Source organism: Tolypothrix sp. PCC 7601 (assembly GCF_025677855.1).
GTDB classification, from domain to species: domain Bacteria; phylum Cyanobacteriota; class Cyanobacteriia; order Cyanobacteriales; family Nostocaceae; genus Aulosira; species Aulosira diplosiphon.
This window is the reverse complement of the sequence record NZ_CP064879.1, coordinates 6,109,454-6,135,093: the sequence shown is the minus strand read 5'-3', so window position 1 is coordinate 6,135,093 and position 25,640 is coordinate 6,109,454. Positions and strand designations below refer to the sequence as shown.

General features: G+C 43.6%; 22 protein-coding genes and 1 pseudogene. 15 read left to right on the top strand and 8 right to left on the bottom strand.

Annotated elements, in window-relative coordinates; all coding sequences use genetic code 11:
• The first annotated feature begins 14 nt into the window (after positions 1-14).
• From HG267_RS25160 to HG267_RS25130, 7 genes are all read left to right on the top strand, one after another.
• Positions 15-974 (top strand): CPBP family intramembrane glutamic endopeptidase, encoded by a 960-nt coding sequence (locus HG267_RS25160; RefSeq protein ID WP_045868503.1) that lies wholly within the window; start codon positions 15-17, stop codon positions 972-974.
• A 121-nt stretch (positions 975-1,095) separates the two neighbouring features.
• On the top strand, positions 1,096-1,887 hold the full coding sequence (locus HG267_RS25155; protein WP_045868502.1) for a CPBP family intramembrane glutamic endopeptidase: 792 nt from the start codon (positions 1,096-1,098) through the stop codon (positions 1,885-1,887).
• A 128-nt stretch (positions 1,888-2,015) separates the two neighbouring features.
• Entirely contained in the window at positions 2,016-2,303 is a 288-nt protein-coding gene (locus HG267_RS25150) for a hypothetical protein (protein ID WP_045868501.1), read from the top strand.
• 20 nt (positions 2,304-2,323) lie between these two features.
• Positions 2,324-2,701 (top strand): hypothetical protein, encoded by a 378-nt coding sequence (locus tag HG267_RS25145; protein WP_045868500.1) that lies wholly within the window; start codon positions 2,324-2,326, stop codon positions 2,699-2,701.
• Positions 2,702-2,977: 276 nt separating this feature from the next.
• Positions 2,978-3,526: a (2Fe-2S)-binding protein gene (locus HG267_RS25140; protein WP_045868934.1), complete on the top strand. Its 549-nt coding sequence runs from the start codon at positions 2,978-2,980 to the stop codon at positions 3,524-3,526.
• Positions 3,513-4,490: an FAD binding domain-containing protein gene (locus tag HG267_RS25135; RefSeq protein WP_052335075.1), complete on the top strand. Its 978-nt coding sequence runs from the start codon at positions 3,513-3,515 to the stop codon at positions 4,488-4,490. The genes HG267_RS25140 and HG267_RS25135 overlap by 14 nt, the downstream gene beginning before the upstream one ends.
• Entirely contained in the window at positions 4,487-6,691 is a 2,205-nt protein-coding gene (locus tag HG267_RS25130; RefSeq protein WP_045868499.1) for a xanthine dehydrogenase family protein molybdopterin-binding subunit, read from the top strand. Before HG267_RS25135 ends, HG267_RS25130 begins: the two co-directional genes overlap by 4 nt.
• Positions 6,692-6,727: 36 nt before the next feature.
• Here HG267_RS25130 and HG267_RS25125 read toward each other — a convergent pair.
• Positions 6,728-6,892: pseudogene (locus HG267_RS25125) on the bottom strand (IS1 family transposase); the annotation flags it as partial.
• A 312-nt stretch (positions 6,893-7,204) separates the two neighbouring features.
• On the opposite strand from HG267_RS25125, the gene HG267_RS25120 reads away from it, so the two are divergent.
• Positions 7,205-8,512, top strand: a complete 1,308-nt coding sequence (locus tag HG267_RS25120) for an NF041680 family putative transposase (protein WP_045868498.1) — start codon at positions 7,205-7,207, stop codon at positions 8,510-8,512.
• A gap of 54 nt (positions 8,513-8,566) precedes the next feature.
• Here HG267_RS25120 and HG267_RS25115 read toward each other — a convergent pair whose 3' ends face one another.
• Both HG267_RS25115 and HG267_RS25110 read right to left on the bottom strand, forming a co-directional pair.
• Positions 8,567-8,716 (bottom strand): hypothetical protein, encoded by a 150-nt coding sequence (locus HG267_RS25115; RefSeq protein ID WP_155539014.1) that lies wholly within the window; start codon positions 8,714-8,716, stop codon positions 8,567-8,569.
• A gap of 435 nt (positions 8,717-9,151) precedes the next feature.
• On the bottom strand, positions 9,152-9,379 hold the full coding sequence (locus HG267_RS25110; protein WP_045868497.1) for a helix-turn-helix transcriptional regulator: 228 nt from the start codon (positions 9,377-9,379) through the stop codon (positions 9,152-9,154).
• 517 nt (positions 9,380-9,896) lie between these two features.
• Here HG267_RS25110 and HG267_RS25105 point away from each other — a divergent pair.
• The 6 genes from HG267_RS25105 to HG267_RS25080 all read left to right on the top strand — a co-directional run bounded on the left by HG267_RS25105 (position 9,897) and on the right by HG267_RS25080 (position 14,546).
• The gene (locus HG267_RS25105) at positions 9,897-10,598 is read left to right on the top strand and encodes a hypothetical protein (protein ID WP_045868496.1); all 702 of its coding nucleotides are present in this window, start codon (positions 9,897-9,899) and stop codon (positions 10,596-10,598) included.
• 300 nt (positions 10,599-10,898) lie between these two features.
• Positions 10,899-11,129: a hypothetical protein gene (locus HG267_RS25100; protein WP_045868495.1), complete on the top strand. Its 231-nt coding sequence runs from the start codon at positions 10,899-10,901 to the stop codon at positions 11,127-11,129.
• A gap of 37 nt (positions 11,130-11,166) precedes the next feature.
• The gene (locus HG267_RS25095) at positions 11,167-11,532 is read left to right on the top strand and encodes a four helix bundle protein (RefSeq protein ID WP_045868494.1); all 366 of its coding nucleotides are present in this window, start codon (positions 11,167-11,169) and stop codon (positions 11,530-11,532) included.
• Positions 11,533-11,573: 41 nt separating this feature from the next.
• Positions 11,574-12,428 carry a hypothetical protein gene (locus tag HG267_RS25090; protein ID WP_045868493.1) on the top strand — a complete coding sequence of 285 codons (855 nt, stop codon included), beginning with the start codon at positions 11,574-11,576 and terminating at the stop codon, positions 12,426-12,428.
• A gap of 877 nt (positions 12,429-13,305) precedes the next feature.
• Positions 13,306-13,944 carry a reverse transcriptase N-terminal domain-containing protein gene (locus HG267_RS25085; RefSeq protein WP_228045617.1) on the top strand — a complete coding sequence of 213 codons (639 nt, stop codon included), beginning with the start codon at positions 13,306-13,308 and terminating at the stop codon, positions 13,942-13,944.
• 35 nt (positions 13,945-13,979) lie between these two features.
• Positions 13,980-14,546: a group II intron maturase-specific domain-containing protein gene (locus HG267_RS25080; protein WP_235623011.1), complete on the top strand. Its 567-nt coding sequence runs from the start codon at positions 13,980-13,982 to the stop codon at positions 14,544-14,546.
• Positions 14,547-14,785: 239 nt separating this feature from the next.
• On the opposite strand, the gene HG267_RS25075 is transcribed toward HG267_RS25080, so the two are convergent.
• The 4 genes from HG267_RS25075 to HG267_RS25060 all read right to left on the bottom strand — a co-directional run bounded on the left by HG267_RS25075 (position 14,786) and on the right by HG267_RS25060 (position 24,494).
• The gene (locus tag HG267_RS25075) at positions 14,786-16,852 is read right to left on the bottom strand and encodes a UvrD-helicase domain-containing protein (RefSeq protein WP_045868492.1); all 2,067 of its coding nucleotides are present in this window, start codon (positions 16,850-16,852) and stop codon (positions 14,786-14,788) included.
• Positions 16,852-23,361, bottom strand: a complete 6,510-nt coding sequence (locus HG267_RS25070; RefSeq protein WP_045868491.1) for a DEAD/DEAH box helicase — start codon at positions 23,359-23,361, stop codon at positions 16,852-16,854. The genes HG267_RS25075 and HG267_RS25070 overlap by 1 nt, the downstream gene beginning before the upstream one ends.
• Before the next feature lie 481 nt (positions 23,362-23,842).
• A complete protein-coding gene (locus HG267_RS25065) occupies positions 23,843-24,190 on the bottom strand; it encodes a type II toxin-antitoxin system RelE/ParE family toxin (protein ID WP_045868490.1) in 348 nt (115 codons plus the stop codon).
• A complete protein-coding gene (locus HG267_RS25060; RefSeq protein WP_228045616.1) occupies positions 24,174-24,494 on the bottom strand; it encodes a type II toxin-antitoxin system Phd/YefM family antitoxin in 321 nt (106 codons plus the stop codon). Before HG267_RS25060 ends, HG267_RS25065 begins: the two co-directional genes overlap by 17 nt.
• A gap of 273 nt (positions 24,495-24,767) precedes the next feature.
• Here HG267_RS25060 and HG267_RS25055 point away from each other — a divergent pair, with 273 nt between their 5' ends.
• Positions 24,768-24,986 (top strand): helix-turn-helix domain-containing protein, encoded by a 219-nt coding sequence (locus HG267_RS25055; protein ID WP_228045615.1) that lies wholly within the window; start codon positions 24,768-24,770, stop codon positions 24,984-24,986.
• A 256-nt stretch (positions 24,987-25,242) separates the two neighbouring features.
• Here the strand turns inward: HG267_RS25055 and HG267_RS25050 are convergent, their stop codons facing one another.
• Entirely contained in the window at positions 25,243-25,632 is a 390-nt protein-coding gene (locus HG267_RS25050; protein ID WP_045868489.1) for a hypothetical protein, read from the bottom strand.
• Positions 25,633-25,640 lie beyond the last annotated feature (8 nt).

Here is a 25,640-nt window from a genome sequence, read left to right as displayed (position 1 = left end):
TAAAGGAGATAAAGATGAGGATCAAAGCAACTAAAGGAAAGCAGGGAATCGGGACGGAAGTGAAAGACGCGACTTACGTGGAGGCTGCCCGTTGGGGCAAGTATCGGGAGTGGCGGTATGTTCTGGGATTGGTGGTCATACTCTTTTCGTGGCTGGTTATCGGGAGTCTGGCCAGCGTATTCGTCGCGTTCGCGCTCAGCGGCCAGCCGGATTACTCCGTGCTTGATCCCTTTGGGAAGTTCCTGTTTGTTATGGCAGGTTTCCCGTTTTTCCTCGCGGGGGTTCTCATCGCCGTTACCCTTATCCACCGCCGCCACCCCCGAACGCTGATTACGGCGCGGGAAAAGATTAGCTGGCGGCGTGTCGGTCACGGGTTTGTGGCGTGGTTCGTGCCATTCTGCCTGATCGGTGGGCTGGGACAGTACTTCTTCTACCCTGACACCTTCTCCTTCAACTCCGACCTCACGACATTCGTGCGCTTCGTGCCGATCGCACTGGTTCTCACCGCGATCCAGACCACTACTGAAGAGCTTTTCTTTCGCGGATACATCGTGCAGGGCGCGAGCATTGTTTGGACTAACCGCATCTTTGTGGCGATCGTGCCAGCCGCGATCTTCACCCTGCCGCACCTCCTCAACCCGGAGGCGATCGCCGGCGGCTGGCTCACGGTATTCTTCACCTACTTCCTCGTTCCGGGTCTGGTATGGACTGTGGTCTCGCTAGTGGACGGAACCACCGAACTCGCCATTGGCGTACACTTCGCGAACAACATCGGCGGCATACTCCTGATCAACATCACTGGAAGTGCCATGACCACACCGGCTTTGTTCACAGTCAGCGAGTACCACGCGACCTACGGGGCGCTATCAGTACTGGTTGCAATACCTGTGTTTCTGGCGATCGCCTACAAGGTGTTCAAACGCGACGAGGCATCCGAACCCGTTTCCCAGAGCCACCACAAGGGTCGTCGGTGATCTCGTCAGTGCTCGGTCTGGACTGCTGTCATTGTTCACGTCGTTTTCAACTTGCCCACAATTCCGGTGATGGTAGCTGCTTTTATGGGCTGATAGGAAGGATCATCTGGAGGTTAAACCAATGGCAATTCTGAAACAATTCGGGATTTTATTTGTATTGGGCAGTGTGGGAATTGTCATGTTCACGATCGCGTCTATTCCTTTAGTCGAGCAACAGTTAGCGAAACTGTCTCCAGAAATACTGGAAAAAGTGCCACCATTGGGGATTTTAATGCTTCTGCAAGGACTACAGTATTCAATTCTACTGGCAATCAGCATTCTAATTGGAATTAGTTGTGCCTATCGTGTTGGATTAAGCTCCCATTTGATTGATCATTGGGTGTTTCACACCGCTAAGTCTCCATCTTTTACCGTTGAGATGAAGTGGAGCTTGGGTGTGGGTGCAGCTGCAGCGATCGTTCTCTTGTTGCTCGATCAGTTGATGCAACCTGTCCTACCTGAAGCGCTACGGGCAGCAAATAATACAGAGCCAAGTTGGTTGAATTTGCTCACAGCAATGTTCTATGGTGGCATTACTGAGGAAATTTTGATGCGCTGGGGTTTAATGTCGCTGCTGGTTTGGATCGCGTGGAAAGGGCTAAAACAAGGCGTTACGTTGCCAAGTCAAGGGATTTACCAGGGTGCGATCGTTCTAGCCGCGTTAGTATTTGGACTACTACACCTGCCAGCGACTGCCGCGATCGTTCCTCTCACTCCAGTTGTGATTATTCGGGCGTTGTTACTGAATGGGATTGTGGGGATTGCGTTTGGCTGGCTCTTTTGGCAATACTCGCTTGAGGCTGCAATGTTAGCCCATGTCAGCTTTCATGCTTTTGCCTCTGTTCTTAGCGGTTTACTGGCAAGGTTGGCTTAAGTTTTGGAATAGATATCGTAGGGCTAGTACTGCCCACAAAGCTTTACCGTGAAAGGTTTTAAAAATGGTGGGCGATGCCCACTACTTGAATTGATGCTCAACTTTACAGTTTTAAGGTGGTAAATCAAATGATTCAGTGCAAAGATTTTGCACCTCGGATTACTGAACGGGGACCCTTCGGCGGAGCTTCCGATTATGAATCCTTCTCTGAGGTTGTGAGTGCTGCAAATCAGTGGATCGCAAGTACAACGATACAGGTGATCAATGTTGAAACTGTTGTTTTACCCGATCGGATTGAAGGCACAAGTGATGATGTCTACGGAGTGACGACCAGTAATGCTTTCCACCCAGTGATGATCAGTCAGGGTCTAGCAATCAATTGCTTTCAATGTGTGCGTGTGTGGTACAGAGAATAAGCTTCACTGGAGAAGAAATAATGAAACGATTTACCTTGTTTACTTTTCTTTACCTCGCGCTGGGAGTTTGCCTGAGTGCGATCGCACTTGGATACCCAAACCTGCCTTCGGGTTCTCAAAGAAGCTTGTTCATCAGTGCAGGAACTTCCTACATTTTTTGTCTCCTCAGCACCTTCCCATTTTGGCGCGAGAGGACGATCCGCTTCTATCGCAGACGGAATTCAGCAGTAATTCTACCCTGGTTGGTGATTGGATTCTATATTGTTTGGATGATCTGGGAGGTTCAGAGTCAGAACTGGACGATGGAAGCCATTTTAGGAGCATTTTCGCGGCTAATAGTTGTCTTACCGTTTGTAGAACTCATTGTGATTACATGGCAAGTGAATTCTGAGCATTAGTGTCTAAATCGGATGATGCCGAAACAAACTCGTTTCAGCAACGCGAGATAGAGCCAAACGTACTACATAAGGAACACCATGAATAAGCCCAAGTTTTTGAGTAATAATAGGCTGTGGTGGAAGTTGACTACTTTTGAAACTTATTTCTTCAGCCCCAAGTTTTTCCTATTGCCTCTTTACTCTTACCCGCTAATGCAAATCAATTCTAAAATCAAAGCGGACGGCAAGATAAAATCCAATAAACATCTGAAAAAACTATTAGTATCATCATTCAACATGGAAGAAAAGTTTTTGGAACCACTAACTTCAAACTCTCTTACTCAAAAGTTGCAAATATTTTCTTCCGAAGAAGTAGAATTATCGCTGAACATCAATAATATCTCCTACTCAGTCAAACTAGAACCTCGCGTTACTTTACTGGATGCACTTCGAGAGAAGCTGGGTTTGATGGGCACTAAAAAAGCTTGCGATCGTGGTGAATGTGGAGCATGTACTATTCTAGTCAATGGTCGCCGAATTAACTCCTGTATGACTCTAGCAATAATGCATATCGACGCTGAAATTACCACAATTGAGGGATTAGCTCAAGATAGCCAACTCCACCCCATGCAAACAGCTTTCATTACCTATGATGCTTTTCAATGTGGTTACTGCACATCGGGTCAAATTGTATCAGCCGTAGGAATGATATTAGAAGAACCACCAAAATCTGAGGCAGAAATTCGAGAAAAAATGAGTGGAAACCTTTGCCGTTGTGGAGCATATCCAAATATTATTGCGGCGATTCAGGATGTGCTAGAGGAAATGGAAAATGCAGCCATTTAGTTATGCTAAAGTTACTTCCCGAGATGCGGCGATCGCTACAGTTGAACAAGACGAAACTGCTGCATTTATCGCTGGTGGCACGGATTTACTGGGATTAATGAAAGATGGAGTCCAAACAGCGAATATATTAATTGATATTAATAATTTGCCATTAGCAGATATTGTATCTCTTACGAATGGAATCCGGATTGGTGCAATCTCTCGGATGAGTGATGTAGCTTTTCATCCCAAAATTCAGCAATGTTATCCAGTAATTAGCCAAGCATTGTTACAAAGTGCTTCACCGCAACTACGAAATATGGCAACAGTGGGCGGTAATTTACTACAACGAGTCCGTTGTGGCTACTTTCGCGATCCGGTTTTTCCTTGTAATAAGCGCACCCCAGGTTTAGGTTGTGCCGCAATTACAGGCTACAATCGAATGCACGCTATTTTCGGAGCAAGTGAACATTGTATTGCCGTTCATCCTTCCGATTTAGCTGTAGCATTAACGGCATTAGATGCGATAATTTACATCCAAGGGGTAGAAAAAGAACGTCAAATTTCAATTCATGATTTTTATCTCTTACCAGGTGATACACCAGAAAAAGAAACCGTATTGCAGCCTGGAGAATTAATCATTGCTATTGAAGTTCCAAATTCTGTATATAAATCCTATTATTTAAAAGTTAGAGATCGGGCTTCCTACCAATTTGCTCTCGTTTCTGTAGCTATTGTCGTAGAGTTAGAACAGGACATAATTCAATCAGCACGAATCGCTTTTGGTGGGGTAGCACCCAAACCTTGGCGTGCCAGGGATGCTGAGGAATTTCTCAAAGGTAAAGCAATTAATGAAGCTACCTTTAAAGCCGCAGGAGAAGCAGCTGTTAAAGAAGCAGAACCGCAAACACATAATGAATTCAAAATTGAATTAGTCAAAGGCGCTTTGGTACGTGCGCTTTCAGTTGTGACAGAAAAATTATGAATAAAATTATCGGTAAACCACTTGATCGCGTTGATGGCAAACTCAAAGTTACTGGAGAAGCACCCTACACAGCCGATGTTGCTATAGAAAATTTAACTTATGGAGTGATTTTTCAAAGTGCGATCGCCAACGGTAAAATTATCCAAATAGATACATCCGCCGCCGCAGTTGTTCCTGGTGTGATAGATATCATTACTTACCAACAAACTCCATCTCTAATCAAAATCCCCTTATTTTCGCCGCCACAACCTCAGCCAACCGCAAAAGACGATAATATTTACTACGATGGTCAACATTTGGGGATTGTAATTGCCCAAACTTTAGAACAAGCCCAAACCGCCGCCTCCTTAGTTAAAATTATCTACGAAGAAGCATTGCCTACAGTCACAATGGCAGATGCAGAGATATTTGAACCCGAATCAATATTCTTTGGCATTATGCCAGGTAAAATCACCAGAGGGGATGTTGAAGCTGCAAAAGCTCAAGCGGATGTCCTGGTGGAGCAAATTTATACCACACCAATGGAACATCATAATCCCCTTGAACCTTCTGCAACGATCGCAATCTGGGAAGGAGATAATTTGACGCTGTATGAAACTACTCAAGGCATTTCAGCAACCCAAAAAGCGATCGCATCTGTTCTGAATATTCCTCAAGAAAATGTCCGTGTGATCTCTAAATATTTAGGCGGCGGATTTGGTTGTAAGGCATTGTTGCGATCGCATACTATTTTAGCGGCGATCGCATCTCGTCAAGTAAAACGCCCTGTAAAAGTTGTGCTAACGCGATCGCAAATGTACACTGCTTGCGGACACAGATCCCAAACTCAGCAGCAGCTAACGCTAGGTGCAACCACCGAAGGTAAACTAACCGTTATTCATCACATTGGCACATGCTTAACATCGCTATATGATGACTTTGTAGAACCAGTTGGTGCAGCAACAACAATGATGTATGCCTGTCCAAATCTGGAAATTAAATACCGTTTAGCACGTATCAACGCTGCCACACCAACCTTTATGCGTGGCCCAGGAAAAGCGACAGGGATGTTTGCCCTAGAGTCAGCAATGGATGAACTAGCATACACCTTAAATATTGACCCAATTGAACTAAGACTAAAAAATCATGCAGATATCGATCCCCACAAAGGATTACCTTGGTCAAGTAAATTCCTCAAAGAATGTTACCAGAAAGGGGGAGAAATTTTTGGTTGGTGCCAACGCAACCCAATTCCCCGTTCCATGCGAGATGGTTATTTCCTAATTGGTTGGGGAATGGCTAGTGCGACATTTCCCACTAATGTTGGAACTGCATCAGTCAAAGTAGAAATTTTTGCTAGTGGAGAGGTGCGGCTACAAAGTGGAACCCAAGATATTGGTACAGGTACTTATACCGTAATGACGCAGGTGGCTGCTGAGGTATTAGGTTTACCAGTGCAGTTTGAACTAGGTGATAGCAATTTTCCGAAAGCGCCCATTACGGGTAACTCAATTACAGTTGCTAGTGTTTCCCCGGCGGTGTATAAAGCTGCGATCGCTGCACGGGATAGAATCATCCAAATGGCGAGCAAAGATCCAAATTCTCCACTTTATCAATCTCAAGCAGAAGATATTAGCGTGGAGTCAGGGCAAATATTTTTAAAACACGATCATTCCAGAAGAGACAGCTACACCGATATTCTGCGCCGTCACAAATTAGAAAGTTTAGAAGTCACAGAGCAAGCCTCACTCAGCCCTGAGGGTAAGCAATACGCCAAACACTCATTTGGTGCAATTTTTGTGGAAGTAGCAGTCGATGAAGTGTTGGGAGAAATCAAAGTTAGACGTTGCGTAGGAGTTTATGATGCAGGACGAATTCTCAACTTCAAGACAGCGCGAAGTCAGGTTCTTGGCGGGATTACATGGGGAATCGGTATGGCGCTGATGGAGAAAACTGTAATGGATACAAATCAGGGCAGAATAGTTAATGCTAACCTTTCTGATTACCTGATTCCCGTTCATGCAGATATTCCAAATATAGAAGTACAATTTATTGGGGAACCAGATCCTTATGTGAATACTCTAGGAACAAAAAGCTTGGGTGAACTTCCGATTGTTGGGGTAGCAGCAGCTATATCTAATGCGGTTTATCATGCCACAGGGAAACGGATTCGTGACCTACCAATTACACTAGACAAGTTGTCTGAATCCATAATTGATTAGAATTTATGGCGTTGCTGAATGAAGGGATGAATCAATTTATGTAGGTACAGTTTGATACTTCAAATAATGAAGTAATAGTTTAACCGAGTATCTCAGCATTTCTTCTGTCTTAGAATAGCATAAAGTTTTGCGGTGAAGGCATACCAAATAATGTCTTAGTCTAGTGTTTTCATTTTCAACTCGTGTCATATATGTTTTACTTCAAGGGGCAACAAGCAAGTTAAAATGCTTGCTGTATAGGCTTCATAGCCTTTAACACGCTTCTTGGCTAAATCAAGTAGAAATTGAATTATCAGTTTTATCTCGCCAATGTTTAAAATTTGAGTTTAGACTAGACAGCAACAAATGACCCAGCAGTGCTGAGTTCATAAAACACAACCTTCAAGAATGAAGATATTTGACTGGAGTTTAGACTAAATGGAAGAGATGAAAGAGAAAAAGGGGATGTCTGATTGAAGACAGTCCCCCTTTCGGCAGAAGCTAAGAGAGAATCACCTACTCTTATCTGCCAATATGAAACGTGCCAGACTCGAAGAATTTCGTCAAGCCGCCTATACGCATCTAAGCAAAGCACATGATGCAACATTTGAACTAACAGATGCGATACTGTTGACCCGTAATGTCTACAGTCTGGCAGATTTATCGTTATCGCCAGTGTTTAGACGCAAATGGCCGAGTATCTATGAAGCGATACAAGATACCAAACCAGACCGCGAGAAATTAATGGAGTTATATATCAAGCAAATACCAACAGAAAAACGCATATTGTTGGCAGGAGATCATACAGCTTGGTCACGCCCAGATGCGGTGACACTCAAAGAACGGACAATAGAACACAGTAGCACAGCGATCGCGGGAAATAAACCGATTACGATTGGGCAGGGATATAGTACTATAGCTTGGATACCAGAGGATTCAGGAAGTTGGGCACTACCGCTGAGGCATGAACGGATTACCAGTTGGGACAATCCGATTGAGAAAGCAGTTGAACAACTCAAAAAGGTATGTGAATCAATGTCTGTTCGACCAATTTCGCTTTGGGACAGTGAATATGGTTGTGCGCCTTTCGTATTAAAGACAGCTAGTATAAAAGCCGATATCTTAGTTAGACTACGTTCAAATCTGTGTCTATGGGGCGCACCACCCGCTTACTCTGGCAAGGGTCGTCCTCGCAAGCATGGTGCTCAATTTAAACTCAATGAACCCTCAACCTGGGGCGAAGTGGCATCTGTGCTGGAAGTAAATGACCCAAAATTGGGACGAGTTAAAGTCAGTCTGTGGGAAGATTTGCATTTTCGCAAAGCTGCTGCACGCCCAATGACGCTACTGAGGGTGGAACGTCTTGATCTTGATGGCAATTTGAGAGTATTAAGACCTTTGTGGTTGGCTTGGGCTGGGGAACAAATGCCACCATTGGATGAAGTTTGGCGATTGTACTTGCGCCGATTCACAATTGACCATTGGTATCGTTTTCTTAAGCAACGCTTACATTGGACAGTACCAAAATTCAGTACTCCAGAACAATGTGAACATTGGAGTGACTTAATGCCGTTAATCACTTGGGAGTTATGGTTAGCTCGTGATATCGTTGCTGATCATCCTCTTCCCTGGCAGAAGTCAATAGATAAATTGACCCCGGGACGAGTTGCTCAAGCTATGGGTGGAGTTTTCGCCGCGATTGGTACTCCTACCTCTCCACCCAAACCTCGTGGAAAGTCCCTTGGGTGGACACCAGGTAAAGCCCGTAACCGGAAAATACGATATCCAATTGTTAAAAAGACTGCTTCTAAACCACGCAAAGAGGAACAAAAATCTGCTTAATCTCAAATATCTTCATTCTTGAAGGTTGTGTTTTATGAACTCAGCACTGCTGGGTCATTTGTTGCTGTCTAGTCTAAACTCAAACTGATAACCCAGTAGTGTTAACAATTCAGTTGCTAACCAATACTCAGATCCATCGGTATCAACCTGTTTAATTTGGTCAAATGGGCTGCTGTTACTTTCGTACTTTATAATTGCGTCCATACGATCTCCAAAATTTTGACGCATGAAACTATCGCGGCATTGCAACCATGCCGTCACAGATTTTTAAAGTTTTGTAACTAAATATAGCTACGCTAGTACATTGCTGATTAAAAACGCCATCGAGTGATAACTCTTCTTCTCTATGAAAGGCTATGCCAACGAGACGCTACGATAACGTTAAGCTTCGGCTAACGCACTGTCCCCTGTCAGGTTATCGTCGCAGATTTTGGCGGAGGCATCGCTTTTAATTTTCTGCTAACATTCTTCGCTGTCTGGTAGATAATGCTTTCCTTTCTTTAGGTGGAACAATAGTTGATTTTCTGGAGAAGCTAGCAGCATCCTTAACCTATAAAAAAGTAATACATTCTCTATCTAGCGAATGCGTCTAATTCCTATAAAAGTGATAGCAACGTTACAGAAATTATTTGCTTTGTTTTAATCGAGCTTCCTTCCACTTTTTCGCTGAGTTGCAATAAAAGATTCGGATAATTCTTCGAGTGTGCATTGGTAAAGACGGATCAGCTGTAACGTTTCACTGGGGCTAAGGCTAGGGATATATGTTCCTGCCTCCCAAAATCGAATCGTGGAAACAGATTTACCTAACTCCACTGCTACCCGTTCAGCTGATAAACCAGCTTTCTCGCGCAACTCCTTTAAATCCATAAAAATAAGCAACTTCAACTTAATCACCTCCTCTAGATTACTGGTCTTGCTGCCTAGTCTAATCTAGTTAACTAGTCAAGTCAATAGTAAGCTAGTCTAGTTAACTAGTATTATATAGTTGACAAGTCTAGTTAACTAGAGCATAGTGATAAATATAAGGGCAACGGAATTGCAAGCCGCCAGCACCCGAACGCTCAAAAGGTTTGCCAACTGAATCATCAAGTTGAACTCATTCAATTCACCCAAAACCCAATGCCACCGGGATTAGCAGCCGGAAGCCAAACTTGTAATGCTCAAGCCGCCGGAGATGATTCCGATGACCTAACTAAGTCTGAAAAATTGGTTATTTATCGAATATACGTCCAGAATTCAAAGATTTGTACAGCTTCGCTGATTCTGTTGTGAGAGCATTTTGTCATTTGCACAGCGCTCTTTTGTACATCAAAAACAAAGGCGATCGCTAGCCCTGGAAAAGTTTGCGATCGCCTTTTACCCTTTTATCAAAGGAATATCTATTATGACCTACAAAACACCTGCACAGCAAGCAATTTTCGCTTCTTTTGCTGTTGACGAACAAGCTCTAGCTCAAGCACAATTAGAGCAGCACATCACACAACAGGGTGAAGTTGTAGCACCCGAAGAATTCACCGTTGTCGAAATCACCTGCTACGACTATGAAATTTACGTTGGCGACAAACTAATAGCCAGCATCACCTACGATCATGACGACTTCGTGACCCAACGCTGGGTGGTCATGGTGAACTCAACCGAACAACATCGTGCAAACAGCTGGGCCAAGTGCCACAGCCACGTCGCTTGGCACTACAAGCAAGGCACACTGCCAGTGCAACAGCAGAAAGTTCCAGCCAATACAACTGGTAACGAAGTGATGGCACAAATTGCCTTGGAATGCGAAAAGTTTGGCTTTGAACTCCTCGATGACGGTATCTACAACAACGACAAAAAGCTAGGCTCGGCGGGATGCACTGACGGTCGCTGGTGGGTGGAAAGAGCATCATCTGGGCATCACAAGCAAGTGCCTTGTGATTCTGCATTCGATGCCGTGTGGTCGTTGTCGATGGTCGAAGTATTGCCTAGTCTCGAAACTAGGTCTTGCGAGGAATTGTTGGATAAACCGTTTGATCAACTGACGAGCGAGGAATGGAAGCGGCTGATGGAGTACAGGCCACTTCCAGAGAGTATGGTGTTAATCGCGTAGTTTAAGAGAGAATATGGTGGGCGCATTGTGCCCACCACCTCCATATCATCACAATAAGTCGGACGTGAGAAGTCCTAAATTAAGAAGTAAAGCTCGCTGATTTGCGTTCAGCTTCGGCGATATCACAAATGGCAGCTAAATACATGAGGAGAGTGTTTTTAAATAAGCACTTCAATAAGAAAAAACTCTCCCGCCACTTGCTGTATGAGGGAATAGTTGCAATAACTCAAAAAAGTTAATCCATAAAAGTCAGAAACAAACCGCAACACTAAACTTCATCTTTGAGAGTTTTAAAAACTGATGGATATCAAAACTATTGCTGTCACCTATCACAGAAAATTTAACTTAGGTGACTATGAATCGTTGGAATTGGGTTGCTCATTATGGGCACAAATCGACCCAGAAGAAGATGCAGAGGGCGTAACACAATTTTTATATCAACAAGCCAAAACCTCTGTGAAAGAAGCTGCCAGGACTGTAATTCAAGAATCAATTCACCAGATGAATAAAGTCAAGATGCAAAAACAATAGGAAGAATTAAGAAGTCAGAATTCAGGAGTCAGAATAAATGAGACAACCAGCAAAAACATTTCAAGACTTGATAGTTTGGAAGAAAGCACATCAATTTGTTTTAACAGTTTACAAACTTACTAGTCAATTTCCTAAATCTGAAATATATGGCTTAACCTCTCAATTTAGAAGAGCAGCTATTTCAATTCCTGCAAATATAGCTGAGGGATTTAAAAAGAAAGGAACAGCAGATAAAGTAAGATTTATGAATATAGCACAAGGTTCCTTAGAAGAGTGTCGTTATTATCTAATTCTTACTAAAGACCTTGGGTACGATGATACCTCACAATTAATGCTTCAACTTGAAGAAGTAAGTAAGTTACTGACAAGTTATGCTAATTCCATTCTGGCTCCTGGCTCCTGACTTCTGAATTCTAGCCAAACTGAACTGGATGATTTTTAATTATGCCTGAAATAAAACTCGGATTAGGTAATCCACCACAGCCAATTTATCTGTATGTAAAGAAATTAGAGGTTGATGGTCGGATTTATGCTTGGTATAACTGTGAGATTGAACAAGATAAAAAGATTCCTGTGGGACAAAGAGCATTAACAGGTTATGTTTTGGAGCTAAGATTAACAGATAAAGATTTCAAAGGCAAGGATAATCTAAAATTAGATATTGTTGTTCAAGCTGATGAAATTTATATCGTCCGCAGTGGCATTGAAACCAACTTTGCCAAATCATTCTTGTTAGCTGCATCTGTTGTGAAAGATTTTACTCAGCCTTTAATCATTGTTGCTACTCCAGGTGATGAAAATTCAGTTTTCTGCAATCTTTATGACGCTTTAACTAAAATCCGTATTCGTCGAGAATGGAATCCTAACGCTGACTGGGGAGCAATTATTCGTGATGTTCAATCTCAGTTAACTCCAACTTCAGATTCAGTCGATTATGCTCAATCTGCACAACCGCAATCAAATCCAAAGCAAACTGCTGTAGCATCTGCAATACATTCCCAAGATTTGCGAGTCAAACAAATTCGGATTTTACTTAATTATCCACTTGATTTAATCAAAGAATGGTTACATTTTCAAGATGTTAGTAGTCCCAGTGAGCTTCATCACAGTAAAGTTGATGAGCTTGTAAAAACCATGTGTATTGCTTGGGCATCAGACAAGTTTGACCACCCGAATCATGCTGCTAATTCCTATCAGAAACACGTTGTTAATGCTGTAGTTGATGGTGTGGATGAACTACAAGCAATTAAGGGATGGATGCAGCAAGTTCAACAGCAGACTGTTGCACAGATGGTATAGATACTCGCTGAAAAAAGACACATTTGGACAGGGCAACACTATTAAGTTGACAGCATAAATTACCGAAGAATAATTCAGGAGTCAGGAGCCAGAATTCAGCATTGAATTCTGTGCGACTGATAGATGAATCGTGGTTTAAAGACCCTGATTTTAGACATGGGGGTGCGATTCGTTCACTCGAAATGAGTAGAAATATTCAGGGATGAGTGACATTTGAGAGATAACCCTGATGGGGTGGAGTTCGCACTTTAATCTCTCTCAGATGATAACTGAATAACCATGAGGGTGACTCCAATTAATGAGAAGTCCCTCTCCGTAGGTGCAACGGTAACAGCATCATCCCTACGGTAGCGACTAGCCATCAATCCGTAAAGCGGGATGAAAAGGAGGTAAAACTGGTAGCCTAAACTGGTTCCCTTCGAGCATGAACCCATGAATAGCGAAAACAAAGATGCGTCGAGCCATCGTGACTAAAAACCAGCGAAATCAGGCTGAATGCGCTGGAGCCAAAAGGCAAAGGATAAGGGACTGGCAATTCCCCATTTGACCAGTAAGCACTCCCAATAAACCCGGTGGATAGCATCATTCTAAAGGTTCTAACAATGGTTATTCGGAACGAAGTAACCTATCGCTGTCCTTGGTCGGTCGATACCAAGTAAGTGCTAACTGTATGCAGCGAAAAGGTGAGATTGAGTCAGAAGCGAATGCCTTGCTGTAACGGCAAGGATATGCTGACAGACTCACGGTGATTTGGAATGTAAAGTTATGAGTAGCAATGCAAAAGTCTAATACACGAATCACTGCTCACAAACCTACTAAAAACGGTTTTCTTCCCCTGAAGATTAACCCAATCAGCAAGGAAAAGAGCAATGAATCGATGGGGGAATGGAAACACATCAACTGGCGAAAGCTGGAACGACGTGTTTTTAAGTTGCAAAAACGAATTTACAAAGCATCTCTTCGTGGTGATGTCAAAGCACTTCGCAGGCTCCAGAAGACGTTGATGAAGTCCTGGTCAGCAAAATGTTTATCGGTACGTCGGGTAACACAAGACAACCAAGGTAAAAAGACAGCAGGAGTGGACGGTATTAAGTTACTATCCCCAGAAGCACGTCTTAATTTAGTTGCCAAATTAAAACCCAACTCAAAGGTGAAACCGACACGACGGGTTTGGATTCCCAAACCAGGAACGGATGAGAAACGACCTTTGGGCATTCCCGTAATGAACGACCGAGCTTTGCAAGCGCTGTTCAAGCTGGTATTAGAACCAGAATGGGAAGCGCGATTTGAACCTAATTCATACGGGTTCAGACCTGGGCGCTCATGTCATGATGCAATTGAAGCCATATTTATTGCAATTGTCCAGAAAAGCAAATATGTGCTTGATGCTGACATCGCAAAATGCTTCGACCGCATAGACCATAAAGCACTGCTAAGAAATACCACTCAAAACAGGGTTTCAAAACAATCATCACCCCAAGCAAAGAAAAGCAAAAGATACATTACCACCGAGTAGCAAGTATCATCAATGACCACAAAGCAGCGCCTCAAGTGGCGTTAATCAGCCGATTAAATCCGGTAATCACAGGATGGTCAAACTACTACTCAACAATGGTAAGTAAAGAGGCTTACTCTGACTTAGATAATCTCATGTATCGAAAGCTGAAAGCTTGGGCAAAACACCGCCACCCCAAGAAATCTGGGGGATGGGTGTCAAAGAAATATTGGCAAACCATCGGTGGTAATAATTGGGTATTCGCAACCAGCCATGAGGGTAAAAACCCGATGCGATTACGTTCTCATGCACAAACGCCAATAGTTAGGTATGTGAAAGTTAAAGGCGAAGCCAGTCCTTATGATGGCAACCTAATTTACTGGAGTACAAGAATGGGTAAACACCCGGAAATGACCAAAAGAATGGCAACGCTCTTAAAGTCACAAAAAGGGAAATGTAGCCACTGCGGATTGTACTTCCGAGAGGAGGATGTACTGGAGATTGACCACATAACCCCCAGAATTTTGGGAGGAAAAGACGAATACAAAAATCTACAGATACTACATAAACACTGCCACGACGAAAAGACAACTGAAGATGGTTCAGTTGTGAAGTACACATGACAATGTGCCGAATCATTGAGGAGCCGTGTAATGGGAAACTATTAAGCACGGTTTTGAAGACCAACGGGGTTGGTGACAACCTCGTTGAGTTTACTAAAATAGAAAAGTTGCTAGAAGGCGCAAAGTAGTTTGCCGTTGGCGTTCGCGAAGCCTCTTGTTCGCGTAGCGTCTCCCCTTGGGAGAAGAGAAGAGAAGACATCGCCTACGATACAAGGAAATTTTGGCTTTGAAGAAAATAACTACTCAGCAATGCAAATTAGAAGGCGTTCCCTAGCTCTTGTTGCTGCTACGTAACGTTCACAGCGTTCGATGAGTTCTCCCGTCGCTAGATTATTCATCGCGTCTAATTTATTTGTACACCCCATGATAATTGCCCTAAACTCTAATCCTTTAATTCGTTTCATAGTTCCCAGACGTACTCCCGGTTCTTCTGCTCCTGGGTCTTCTTCTCGCGGTTTGAGTTCAAAGTGTTCTATCCCCTCAGCTTTTAGGGCTGTGACAATCCCATCTTTGTAAGGAGTTATGCAAATTTCATGGGATGCAAAACCATTTTTTTCAATTAACTGTTTTGCCCAGATGGCGATACATTTTGCTTCTTCATGTTCGTTTTGGCAACGAAAAATCTCTGGTTCAGGACCTGTAAAGACAGAGCGATCGCCTAAAGCTATACTTAGTCCCTCATCTAAATCATCAATTTCTATACCATCAAGAATTGATTGAGCAAAACGCCGAATTTGCTCGCTAGTACGATAATTTACTTTTAATTGCCGCGAACGACCTGTAATTTTGATACCAGCAAGGCTGAGGGGTACTTTTCCTCGGTATATGCGTTGGTGTCCATCTCCAGCAACACACAGAGGGTCTGATAGTTGCTGCTCAATGGGACTGAGGGCTGCAAGTAGTCGTAGCGCTTCTAAACTAAAATCTTGCACTTCGTCAGCAAGGACATGGCGAAATTGGGGAAAGTTACCCTGCTCAACAGCTAACCGTGCTTGCTGAATTGCCCCTTCAAAAGTCAAAAAATTTCGCTTTAGGAGCAAGCGTCTGAAGGCTTGAAATATCACCCAAGCTTCACGGCGTTGCTTTCTTCCCATGCGAGGGCGAGCAATACGGATGGCAGTTAAATAATCCTCCTGGGTATCAATGCCATTGGCATCGACTACCAGTTCAAACTCTTTTTGGAGTTCTGGTTTTGGCATTGGTAAATTAGTAATTGTTGGGTCAGTCCAAACTTCATCCCACATCTGTTCGAGTTCTTCGCTTGTAGCAATTCGCCCCTTCCAACCACTACGAGTGCAAATAGTGCGGGCAAGCTGATTGAGGTTGGTAATTTCAATTTTTTCCGCAGTCGCTTGGTGGAGACGACGAATATAGCTTTTAATCGTCACCGAGAGATTTGTAGTAAAGGTAATTAGCAAAATTCGGTCTTTGGGGTTGCCCAAATTTTTGGCAAGATGCACTGCACGATGCATCAATACTACAGTTTTTCCAGTTCCTGCCGTCCCCGCAATACTCATTGGTCCATTGGTACGCCATTCAACAATTTTTCGCTGTCTGGGATGGAGAAAAATTCGCCATTCTTCCAGGGAACCACCTTCTAGCATCGCCTGAAGAGCTTCCTCACCCTTAACTACAACCAAGTCACGGCTGGGACGTTGCATAAGCTGCGAGAAGTCTCCTGGATTAATGGCACTTGCAGGTTGGGTATCTTCGAGATCAGTTCCTAACGCAAATTTTAGAGCTTCATCTAAAGATAAACCCGCAGCAATACCAATCAGAACGTCATAACATTCGGAAGGTAGATAAAGGCGAATTGTTTCTAGGTCTTGATCAGTATTAAGTTTACGGATTGAGGGAATGAGCAGTTGGGGTACACCTGCTTGAAAAAGCTCATCGTCGGAAAGAAGTTGCAGTGGGTATTCAGTGGATACTGTTACAGGATGAACAACTTCTAATGCTTCTACAGTTTCTTGAACATCAAATATTTGGAAATCCCCTGTCCTACCATGCACTTCAAAACGCTTATTTTTTGCCCAAGCATAAGCTCGATCGTGGGAATCAATATGAACCAGTAGGAAGGTATCTCCTTGCTCGGGTGCAATAATGATTGCACGATAGCCATCAGGTAAGTCAGCACCTCGAACTTTGGAGTCCAGCATCGTTTCTTTTAATCCATGCAGCCCAATTGCTGGGTCCCAAGGGTTATGTTGGAATTTCTCAATTAATTCTGGAACCTTTTTCTGCACTTTTGTGGGAAGCTTGTAAAAGCGCCGGAGTACCTCGGCGTGCATCATTAGTTGAGCCATCAAGGTTTCTCCTTTGTCTTAGTTACAATTATTTCACTGAGAAAATTAGTCCCTTTTCCCTGTAGTTCGCTCACTGTCACAACTTGCCAGCCAGCAGTTTGCCATTTAGGAGCAAGCCAAGCTTGGTCACCAGCTAAAACGGCAATACGTAATTCTAGCCATGCCATTTCCGCGATCGCTGCTTCCGCGATTTGCTCATCTTCGTAGGCAACTTGGGGTACTGTTACTCCTGCCGCAGCTAGTTCGCCAACGATATATTGTAGGGATGGAATCACTTCGGCACGGACTTCAGCCCATTCGTTGCTAGTGCTTGGAGGTTGAGTATAGGGAATCACATCGGGTGCAGTACCTGCTTCTACTTGGGAGGTGGTGAAGAAAGTGAAGGCACCGCAAAACTGAAACAAATTTAAACTGGCGAGAAATTTACGCCAGCGAGGTCGGTAAGTTTGCGCTGCTAATCTCTCTGTTTCGCTGTCACCCAAACGAGCTGTCACCTTTACTTGATCGCGTCGGTTTGCCAAACAATCGGCGATAGAAGCAAATGCGATCGCATCTTTGGTGGAGGTGGTCAGGTCGTTACAAACCCACTCACCAGTATCATCGATTGGGGGAACGACAAATTCTTGACCATTTTGCCAATTATTCATGGCATTGTGGAATGTGGATTCTGTATGGGTACGGTTGGCAGCTAAAATTTCTAGAGGAAAAGCAGCAGTAAATTCTGCCAATCTCCGCCATCCACTCGCATCTGGACGCTGGATAAATGCGACAAGTTGCTGCCAGGGATTACCAATAGCCAATAGGGGGTTGGGGATGGGTATACCTTTACTAATGGCGGTGTTGGCAAAAATATCGACTTTTGTGGCTATTGGTTTGGGAATAAGTGTAAATTCTTCTAAATAAGCAGCGTTGAGGTCGTCCCAGGTTAAGCTCCAAAGGGAGTAGCGTCCGGAGGTTAAAATGGCGCGTCGCTTACTCATATCATCTGCAATCCGATTATTCGCCACATGGAATTCAAAGCCATCGGTAAAAATGGCTACTGGCTTTATCGCATCGTTATCGGCGCAACGCAACATAAAATCTGGCTGGCAAGAGATCGCAACTCCTTGAGCAATACCCAGTTGGGGTTGAAGTTCGATTTCCCAGTTGTAATTATTGCTTGGGAGGTGAAAGCGAAATCCTCTTTTCCCACGCACGATGGTTTTTTCCCAAGTGCCATTATGCTCTTCTACCCATTCCCGCAACTTGCGAATAAATTCTTGCTCCAGGAAACTACCATACAGTGATGTATTAGGAATATCCGTTAATGCTTGTATTTCTCGACGGCGATCGCCTGCGGCAATCAGATGTTTTAGCAGTTTAATTCCCCGTTCGCGGCTAATCGATGCCGCATTGTATTGTTGGCTGTAGTTGCGAATACATCGGTAACAGCCATCGGTATCATGATCGCTTTCTTTGGCGCTGAGTCTGCCACAGCGGCAAGATTCTAGTGCATCTAGAGCTTGGCGCATCACTGCCATAATTCCTTCTCCAGCAAGTTTATGAGTATCAGCTTCCTGAAATAAGGTTTTCAGATAGCCCGTACCACCAGGAACTTTATCGAGTATGACAAGATAGTTGCGTTGTAATTTATTCTCGCCATCTGGCAATTGCTGGGGGAAAATACTTAAATGGCTGGGGTCGCCTTCAAATCGCAGTCGCAAGCCTAGTAAAAAGCAGGCTTGCAAGGTGGCAATATCGTCTTCGTGCAGGGGTGGAATTAAAATCCGAATTGCCTCGGAGCGGATTTCCCGATACAGGTAGACAGATTCGGTTTTAAAGGTATTGGTGGAACGACCTTCCGCACGGGCTTTTTCCGCACGGCGACGCGCTGGACAACTGCGGCGGTGGATTTTCAGGTCATCGATGAATGTGCCTGGATAGGCAACGACACCGCAATCAGCACATACTAAAAACCCAGTCTCTGGGGCGGGGCCATCGGCTCCAAAAGCTACGGTTCCCTTCTCGTCTTGATAGCCTACATTTACTTCGCGCATAATCACCCCAGCGCGATATTCAATCCCGAAGGGGACTTCCTCCTCACCCACCGCTCCTGTTGGTGCATCCAGTGTGAGGTCAAAACTACGCCGTCGTTGGTAAAATTCGTTTTCCCTTTGGTCGGAGCGATCGCCTGAAAAGCTATCATACTGTTCCATCACCGAAATCGCTTCCGAGCGAGTAAACTCGATGAATTTGCGGTGCTGACCGATATCGGCTTGGCTATCCTGTCCGCCATCATAACCGCACTGAGGACAAGCTTTGGATGCAGCTTCTTGATTCAGGTCACTAATGGGACGCATATGTCCACAACGCCCACAAATTGCCCAAGTTTCTGCCAGGGGTTCTTCTTTGCTACCCGTAGCTATTTGCTGAATCTCAAATTGACGTTTTTGGGTGTAAAAGTAATTGTGGGGAGCTAATTCCCGTAAAGCTGTGGCTGCTGGTCGGACTGCCTCAATTGGTAGTACCGGATTTTCACTGTTGCGGTGGCGGTTATAAACTGAGCCGTAGAACCTGACTCCTGTTTCTGGGAAGGCGTAGTTTGGTAAAAGTCCGTGGTCGGTTAATAGTTCCAGGGTGGTAATGCGATTCAGGCTATTTTGTCTACCTTTGAGAACTCGCAATTCGTCTTCAATTTCCAAGCGGGCTTCGACTTCGTGTTCGTCGAGACTCTTTTTTTGGCTTTGCAGTCGTTCACGCGCATTTTTAAATTCCTTTTGCTGACGCGCAAATTCATTCGCTACCTTGCGAATTCGTTCCTCCATTAATGCAGTCGTTGTCTCTTCGAGAAAACGCTGCTTAGTATCTTGCCGTACCACTCCCTCAAAACGTTCCAAGAAAGACTGTTGTAATTGGGCTTGATTTTTTCCTACCCATGCCAAAATACGGGGAAAATGCCCCTGGGACTTATTCATATCTGCAATAAATTTTACCCCTGTTGCAGGTAATTCGTTTAATTCCCCCGTTTTCACCCCACAATCGATACAATAGGCAAGATACTGGCGCACAAGTACCGCCGAAGCATCTACCCAACATCCTGGTGGATCGACTTTACCGCGTAACATTTCTACGGGACGAGCGTAAAAAAATAGGTCGTGTGGTTGGTGATTAATTACCGATATAATTAGGGCTGTACCCGTTGCCCGTCCTGCCCGACCAATACGTTGTAGATAACTTGCAGTGGTTGGTGGTATGGAACAAAGCATGGTGCTGGAGAGGTCACCAATATCAATCCCCATCTCCAAAGTGCTGGTACAGGTGAGGATGTTGGGGTCGTCAGCATGTTCGCTACGGGCGAAAGTGCGTTCCAAGTTTTCTCGCGTTTCTGTTGCTAACATTCCCGTATGCTCGTTGGCAACCACCCGACGTAATGCACCTTTACGGTAACGGTCTTGGTAATAAACTTGACGGCGGGTAAAGTTTTCTCGCAGATATAGTCCTCTGTCGGCGCTATATTCCAAACTGGGGGCATTTTCCCAAAATATTGCTTCGTTTTCTGGTCGGACTATTTGCCTTCCTGTTTGGTTGCAGGTAAAGCGATCGCCGTTGGGTACAAGTAATGCAGCAGATGAATTGATGGCATAGTAAATTTTATTACCATCATCGTGCAATCTAAATATAACTTTTTTTGATTCAGCAACCTCATACAATAGTCTTAGTAAATCAATTGCTTCAGCTTCAGTTATTGGACGATCAAGTGCCCGATGTGTCCAGCGAATATGCCAAGGCTGGGTATTCCCGGAGGTGGCACCAAAAAGAAAATCATGTTTTTTCTCGGCACGAGTTACCATTAACTTTGGTTGGAAGCGGGTTTGCCCTGGATGCACCTCCCGTCCGGAAATTGCTCGCCCGAAGGGGGCTTTTCCCCAGTATCCTTTTTGGGCTAAGTCAAATAAATAGGGATGTCCCAAGGCTCCCCGCAGACGATAGCGATATAAAATTCCCAACAACCAACGGTAGATATTTTCCTGGGGTATTTTTCGCAATTGGGTATCTACAGATTCAATCCGCGAGTAAATCTCTTGCACTGTCTCTTCAATTCTCTGCCAATCCCAACCAATGCAAGCAGAACCACAGGTTTCCATCGTCCTTCCCCGCAGCAGCATTAGACCAAATTCGCTGGTGGCTTGCCAAGTTAGCCTAGTTTCGATGTCAGATTTTAGGGATGTTGGGGGGTTCGGTTGTTGGCAATTATTGCGATATTTGAGATACTCTTGATACTCGTATAAATCAGGCGATAAAAGTGCCGCGATCGCTTCTTTAATATTTCCCGGTCGTCCCAATCCCGGACTACCCCACCAAGCCAACATCCTCTGTCCCACTTCCGGCAAGGGTAAACCTGCTACACCTGCATCATCAATTACCCGTTGCAGGGCAGTACGGAAGGTAAAATTATAGGTGCGAGCACAAAGAAATCCGGCACGGTGGGAAGCATCTTGAACGCTGTCGGTAAAGGCGAGTAATTTGGGGTCGTTGTTGAGAGTAGAACCAAATAATTCATCTACCATAACACTGGAAAGGGTCGCGGAACGGGAACCAATAATAAAAATACCTTCTTGGGAACCGCAGCAAGGACAAGCTTGCACCCCACGGGGAGAACCTTTTGTTTGAGATTGCACATCTTTATTAAATGCAATCCGAAAACTGCGAGTATCATCGCTTACCGGACAAGTACCCCGTCCCTTGCGAACTACCAAACTGGTAGGATGAATATGCCACGCACCGAATAAGTCCCCTTGGTCGATCACTCCATCGGTGTCAGGGACAATTAAAACAATGCGGGGGTCGTGTCCAGCATTACGACTAAACCACCCACTATAAATAGCTTTGACATCATCATTGAGTTTAAAACCTTGGATACCCCTAGCTGCGATCGCCGATTCCAAACGTCGATCTTCCATGCCAATCCACCCAGAAGCACCACACTCGTTGCAATGGAACGCGGGAAGTTGTTTTTGGTCGGGTGTAGGTTCATCTAGCCAAGCAAATTCTGGTTTTTCTGCTACAACTCGACCGATGCGTGTCAATTCCCGTACCCATAGTTGCACTTGGGTGGGAACCAAAGGTAAGGCTCGACCACTGCGAATTTCTTTTGCTTGAGCAACGAGGGCAAAAAAGGCAGTTATAATCCGCTTACGGTCTTCCCACTGGGGAATGGAAATAAAGGAAAAATCCTTCGCTGCTAATTGTTCTACCAGTTTTAGCCAAGTTAGTGGACCTTCATCAGAATGTTCGGCAATCTCAAATAGTTCCAGCAGTTGCTTAAACAGCTTTGTACCCTTTAACCATTCCCCCAAAGCTACTGACCAATCGGTAATTGCTTTTTCTGTATCTCCGGCGAAACTTGGGCCACCCCAAAGTTGAGCCTGACGTATGGCATAAGTAACTGCATCTTCTTCCCCCAAGGGATCGCATTCATCGACTTGAGGCAATTCCAGAGAAATTAAATCTTCTTCTGGTTTGATAATTTCTGCAACTTTGAGACGGTCTTCTACTATTACTGCTTCTGGGAGAATATCTTCTTCAAACAGCTTACTAGCAAACAAAGCCAAGCGATCGCCTCCAGTTTCTACCGCATCAGCCGAAACTGTAAGACCCATTGCTCGATCGCTGCGATCGCGGTCGTCCATTGTGGCACTAGTCCCAACTACACACAATTTCCCTTTGGGTATACCCAAGCGTTCTTTTAACCGTCGAATTAAACAGGCAACGTCTGCACCTTGAGCGCCATCGTAAGTGTGTAGTTCATCTAGCACTAAGTAGTGTAAGGTATCTGGTTGATTGCTACGCCAAAGTCCCTGATCTTGCGGTCGCAACAGCAAGAAGTCCAGCATTTTATAGTTAGTTAATAAGATATCCGGCGGGTTTTCTAGTTGGGCTTCGTGGTTGGTAATACCGTGGCTATCGCCCATACTGGTAGTACCAGAATCTTGGGATGTGGGGTTGGCGGGGTCGTAGCGCCCTGTATAATTGCCAACCAGAATACCTGCTTGTTTGAGAATGGGGTCGTTCCAAATAGTTTTGGCAAAGCGCCGTTCTTGGTCTGCGGCCAGGGCATTCATCGGGTAGAGAATGATTGCTTTTATACCTTTTTCTCCGGCGCTTTTTGCTCGCAGACAGTGGTCGAGGATGGGATACAGAAAACATTCTGTTTTACCTGAACCTGTTCCAGTAGTGACTAAAGTTGCTTCCGGCTTGTGGTTTTTACTTGTTAACTTTCTCCAAGCACGACTTTGATGGACGAAGGGATGGAAAGGAACAGTTAGATCAAAAGGAGGTTTATAGGAATCTGCTGCTGGGCGAAAGGGACGACGCAACTGCACCCACGCACCTTTGAATATACCGCGTTCTGGGTCTTCGAGAAATTCTTCAAAGGCTTGGTTGACTTCCTTGTCACGGAAATCAAAGGTAGATTGCAGGTAGTAAAGCACCTGACGGCGGATGTTTTCAGCGAGATGCGCTGGCAGCATTATCAGTAATTTGGCAGTTTACAAGGTTATTCGGGATATAAGTAAATATATAAATAATTTAAAGTATGTATTAATTAAAGATTATACGTAAGTACGTAAATGTACCTTTGATTAGTATAGCCTATTCCTTTTTTGAATGCTGCAAATAGCCTGACGATTGTATTAAATTTTGCATCCCATTGTTCCGCTTCTAACAGCTTGGAGATTAGTTCGGGGAATAAGGAAGCTTGATTTTGCAGAATTTGTATTAGGAATGTGGATTAAAGTAGGGTGTCGTTAGCGAAGCGTAACGCACCATTAAATATTCTTAACTTTGAATAAATTTAGTAAAAATTATTTCTGCTGCTTCTCGCAAGCGATCGCTATTTCCTTATAATAGTTCGATGTGGATTAATAGGGGGTCTGCAATTGAGTTTTGTGGCAGTTCTGGTCGGTTGCAATCGCTTGTTTGATTATATATATTTGTATTTTCACCAAGATGTTACTCATTGTTATCATCGAATAATTGTTCAGGATCGCGTAACCTATCCTGTGAACCATGACGAACCCTATGAATACGAACAATGCCGCTATTTTCCTCTGGAATTTCATTAACAGTAAACAAAATGCGAAATTGCTTTTTGTAAAGTAGCTGCCGTATTTCTATACCCATATAATCGCTTTCCGGTGACATTGGACAACGCTTAGGAAATTTTTCCAATGTCAGCATAATTTCATAGCACCCTCTAACCCATCGATGAGCTATATCAACAGATGATTCTCGCATCCAAAGAAATATTTGTTCGATATCAGCAACCGCAGTTGGTGATATTTCAACTTTGTATGTCATATTTTGTCCGCAGCTGCTCGAATGCTTCATCTAAAGGGATACCTTTACCCTGCTGAAATTCTTCGATACTTTTGCGAATTCCTGCACTCGTCTCCAAAATTTCTAACCTATCCAGTAATTCTTGGTAACTTTCAGCATCCTGAACTACCACAGATGCTTTACCATTAACAGTCAGGATAATAGGTTCTTTGCTTCCCCGAAGCTTTTCTAAAAAGGCTTTCGCTCCCCGTTGAAATTCTGATAGTGGGTAAATGTTACGAAGACTGAGATTCATAATTATCATAAAATTATCAGTTAATTTCATGATAATTATTTGAAGTTCTGTTGTCAAAGGGAGCATCCCTGTGATGATTTCGCAAAACTTCCAATGTGGAACAGACTTCTAGCCTGTATCCGGGATAATTTTTTTGGTTTCTCCTCCAAATAACTTGGAATCCATCTAAATAATACTTTAGTACCATATACTAACGCGCTTCCGCATTAGTGCTGATTATATTGAGTGCGGTAAAATATATAAATATTTCTATAGCGGTAATGCACTAGTGCTGTAGTGATGTAGTGTAGGGAATGTAGAGTTATGGAAAAAGTGAAAGTACTTTGTAAGCTCAAAGAATTGATGGATGAAAAGGGTATTAGTCAGTTGGAGTTAAGCGAAAAAACTGGATTAGCACCAACAACTATAGGGAGATTATATAGAAATCAATCTTCTAGATTTGATGTTTCTACTTTGGAAAAACTAGCAGATTTTTTTCAGTTAACAACGATTACGGAATTATTGGAGTTAAAAAGGGTGTAATAATCATGCATGATTCTCATGATAACAACAATATTCGGGTATTTAGATCCCCGACTTCTTAGAGAAGTCGGGGATCTGTTGCCCCCCAGAAGTACTAATGCGGGTTTAGAACAGTTGACTGCGATTCTTTTAAGACTTACGAGAAATGATAATTAATCTTAAATTAAATTTTATTTTTGGAGCAGGCTTCTAGCCTTTTTTGTTAAGGCTAGGTATTTGGCACTACTTGAAATTACATAAATTAGTATTGAAAAATTTATATTTTTCCCAGCAGTGGAGATTCTGTATCTAAAAGCCAATTTTCATCAATAAATTCGAGATTGTCGTTGTACACAAGAGTCAACTCACCCAGCTTTTCAGAATTTTGCATATATACATCATGATTATTTAAAACTTTCAGTAATAGCTTTAGTTGTAATAGGTGTTCTTTGTTGGTGACACTTGCAGAACTGCTAATCAACTCAGCTTCTAGGGAGCGAGGTAAAGTAATTTCTTCGTAATATTTATCTTGTTCATCCCAATAGCCACATATTTTATAATCGCATTCTTCCAGATGTTCTTTTATCAGTGTGTTAACATCTAAATTTTCTAAAATATCTGTTAAATCTTGCCATAGTTTATGGTTCTTTAATTGCAGTTGAGTCATGATTTTGA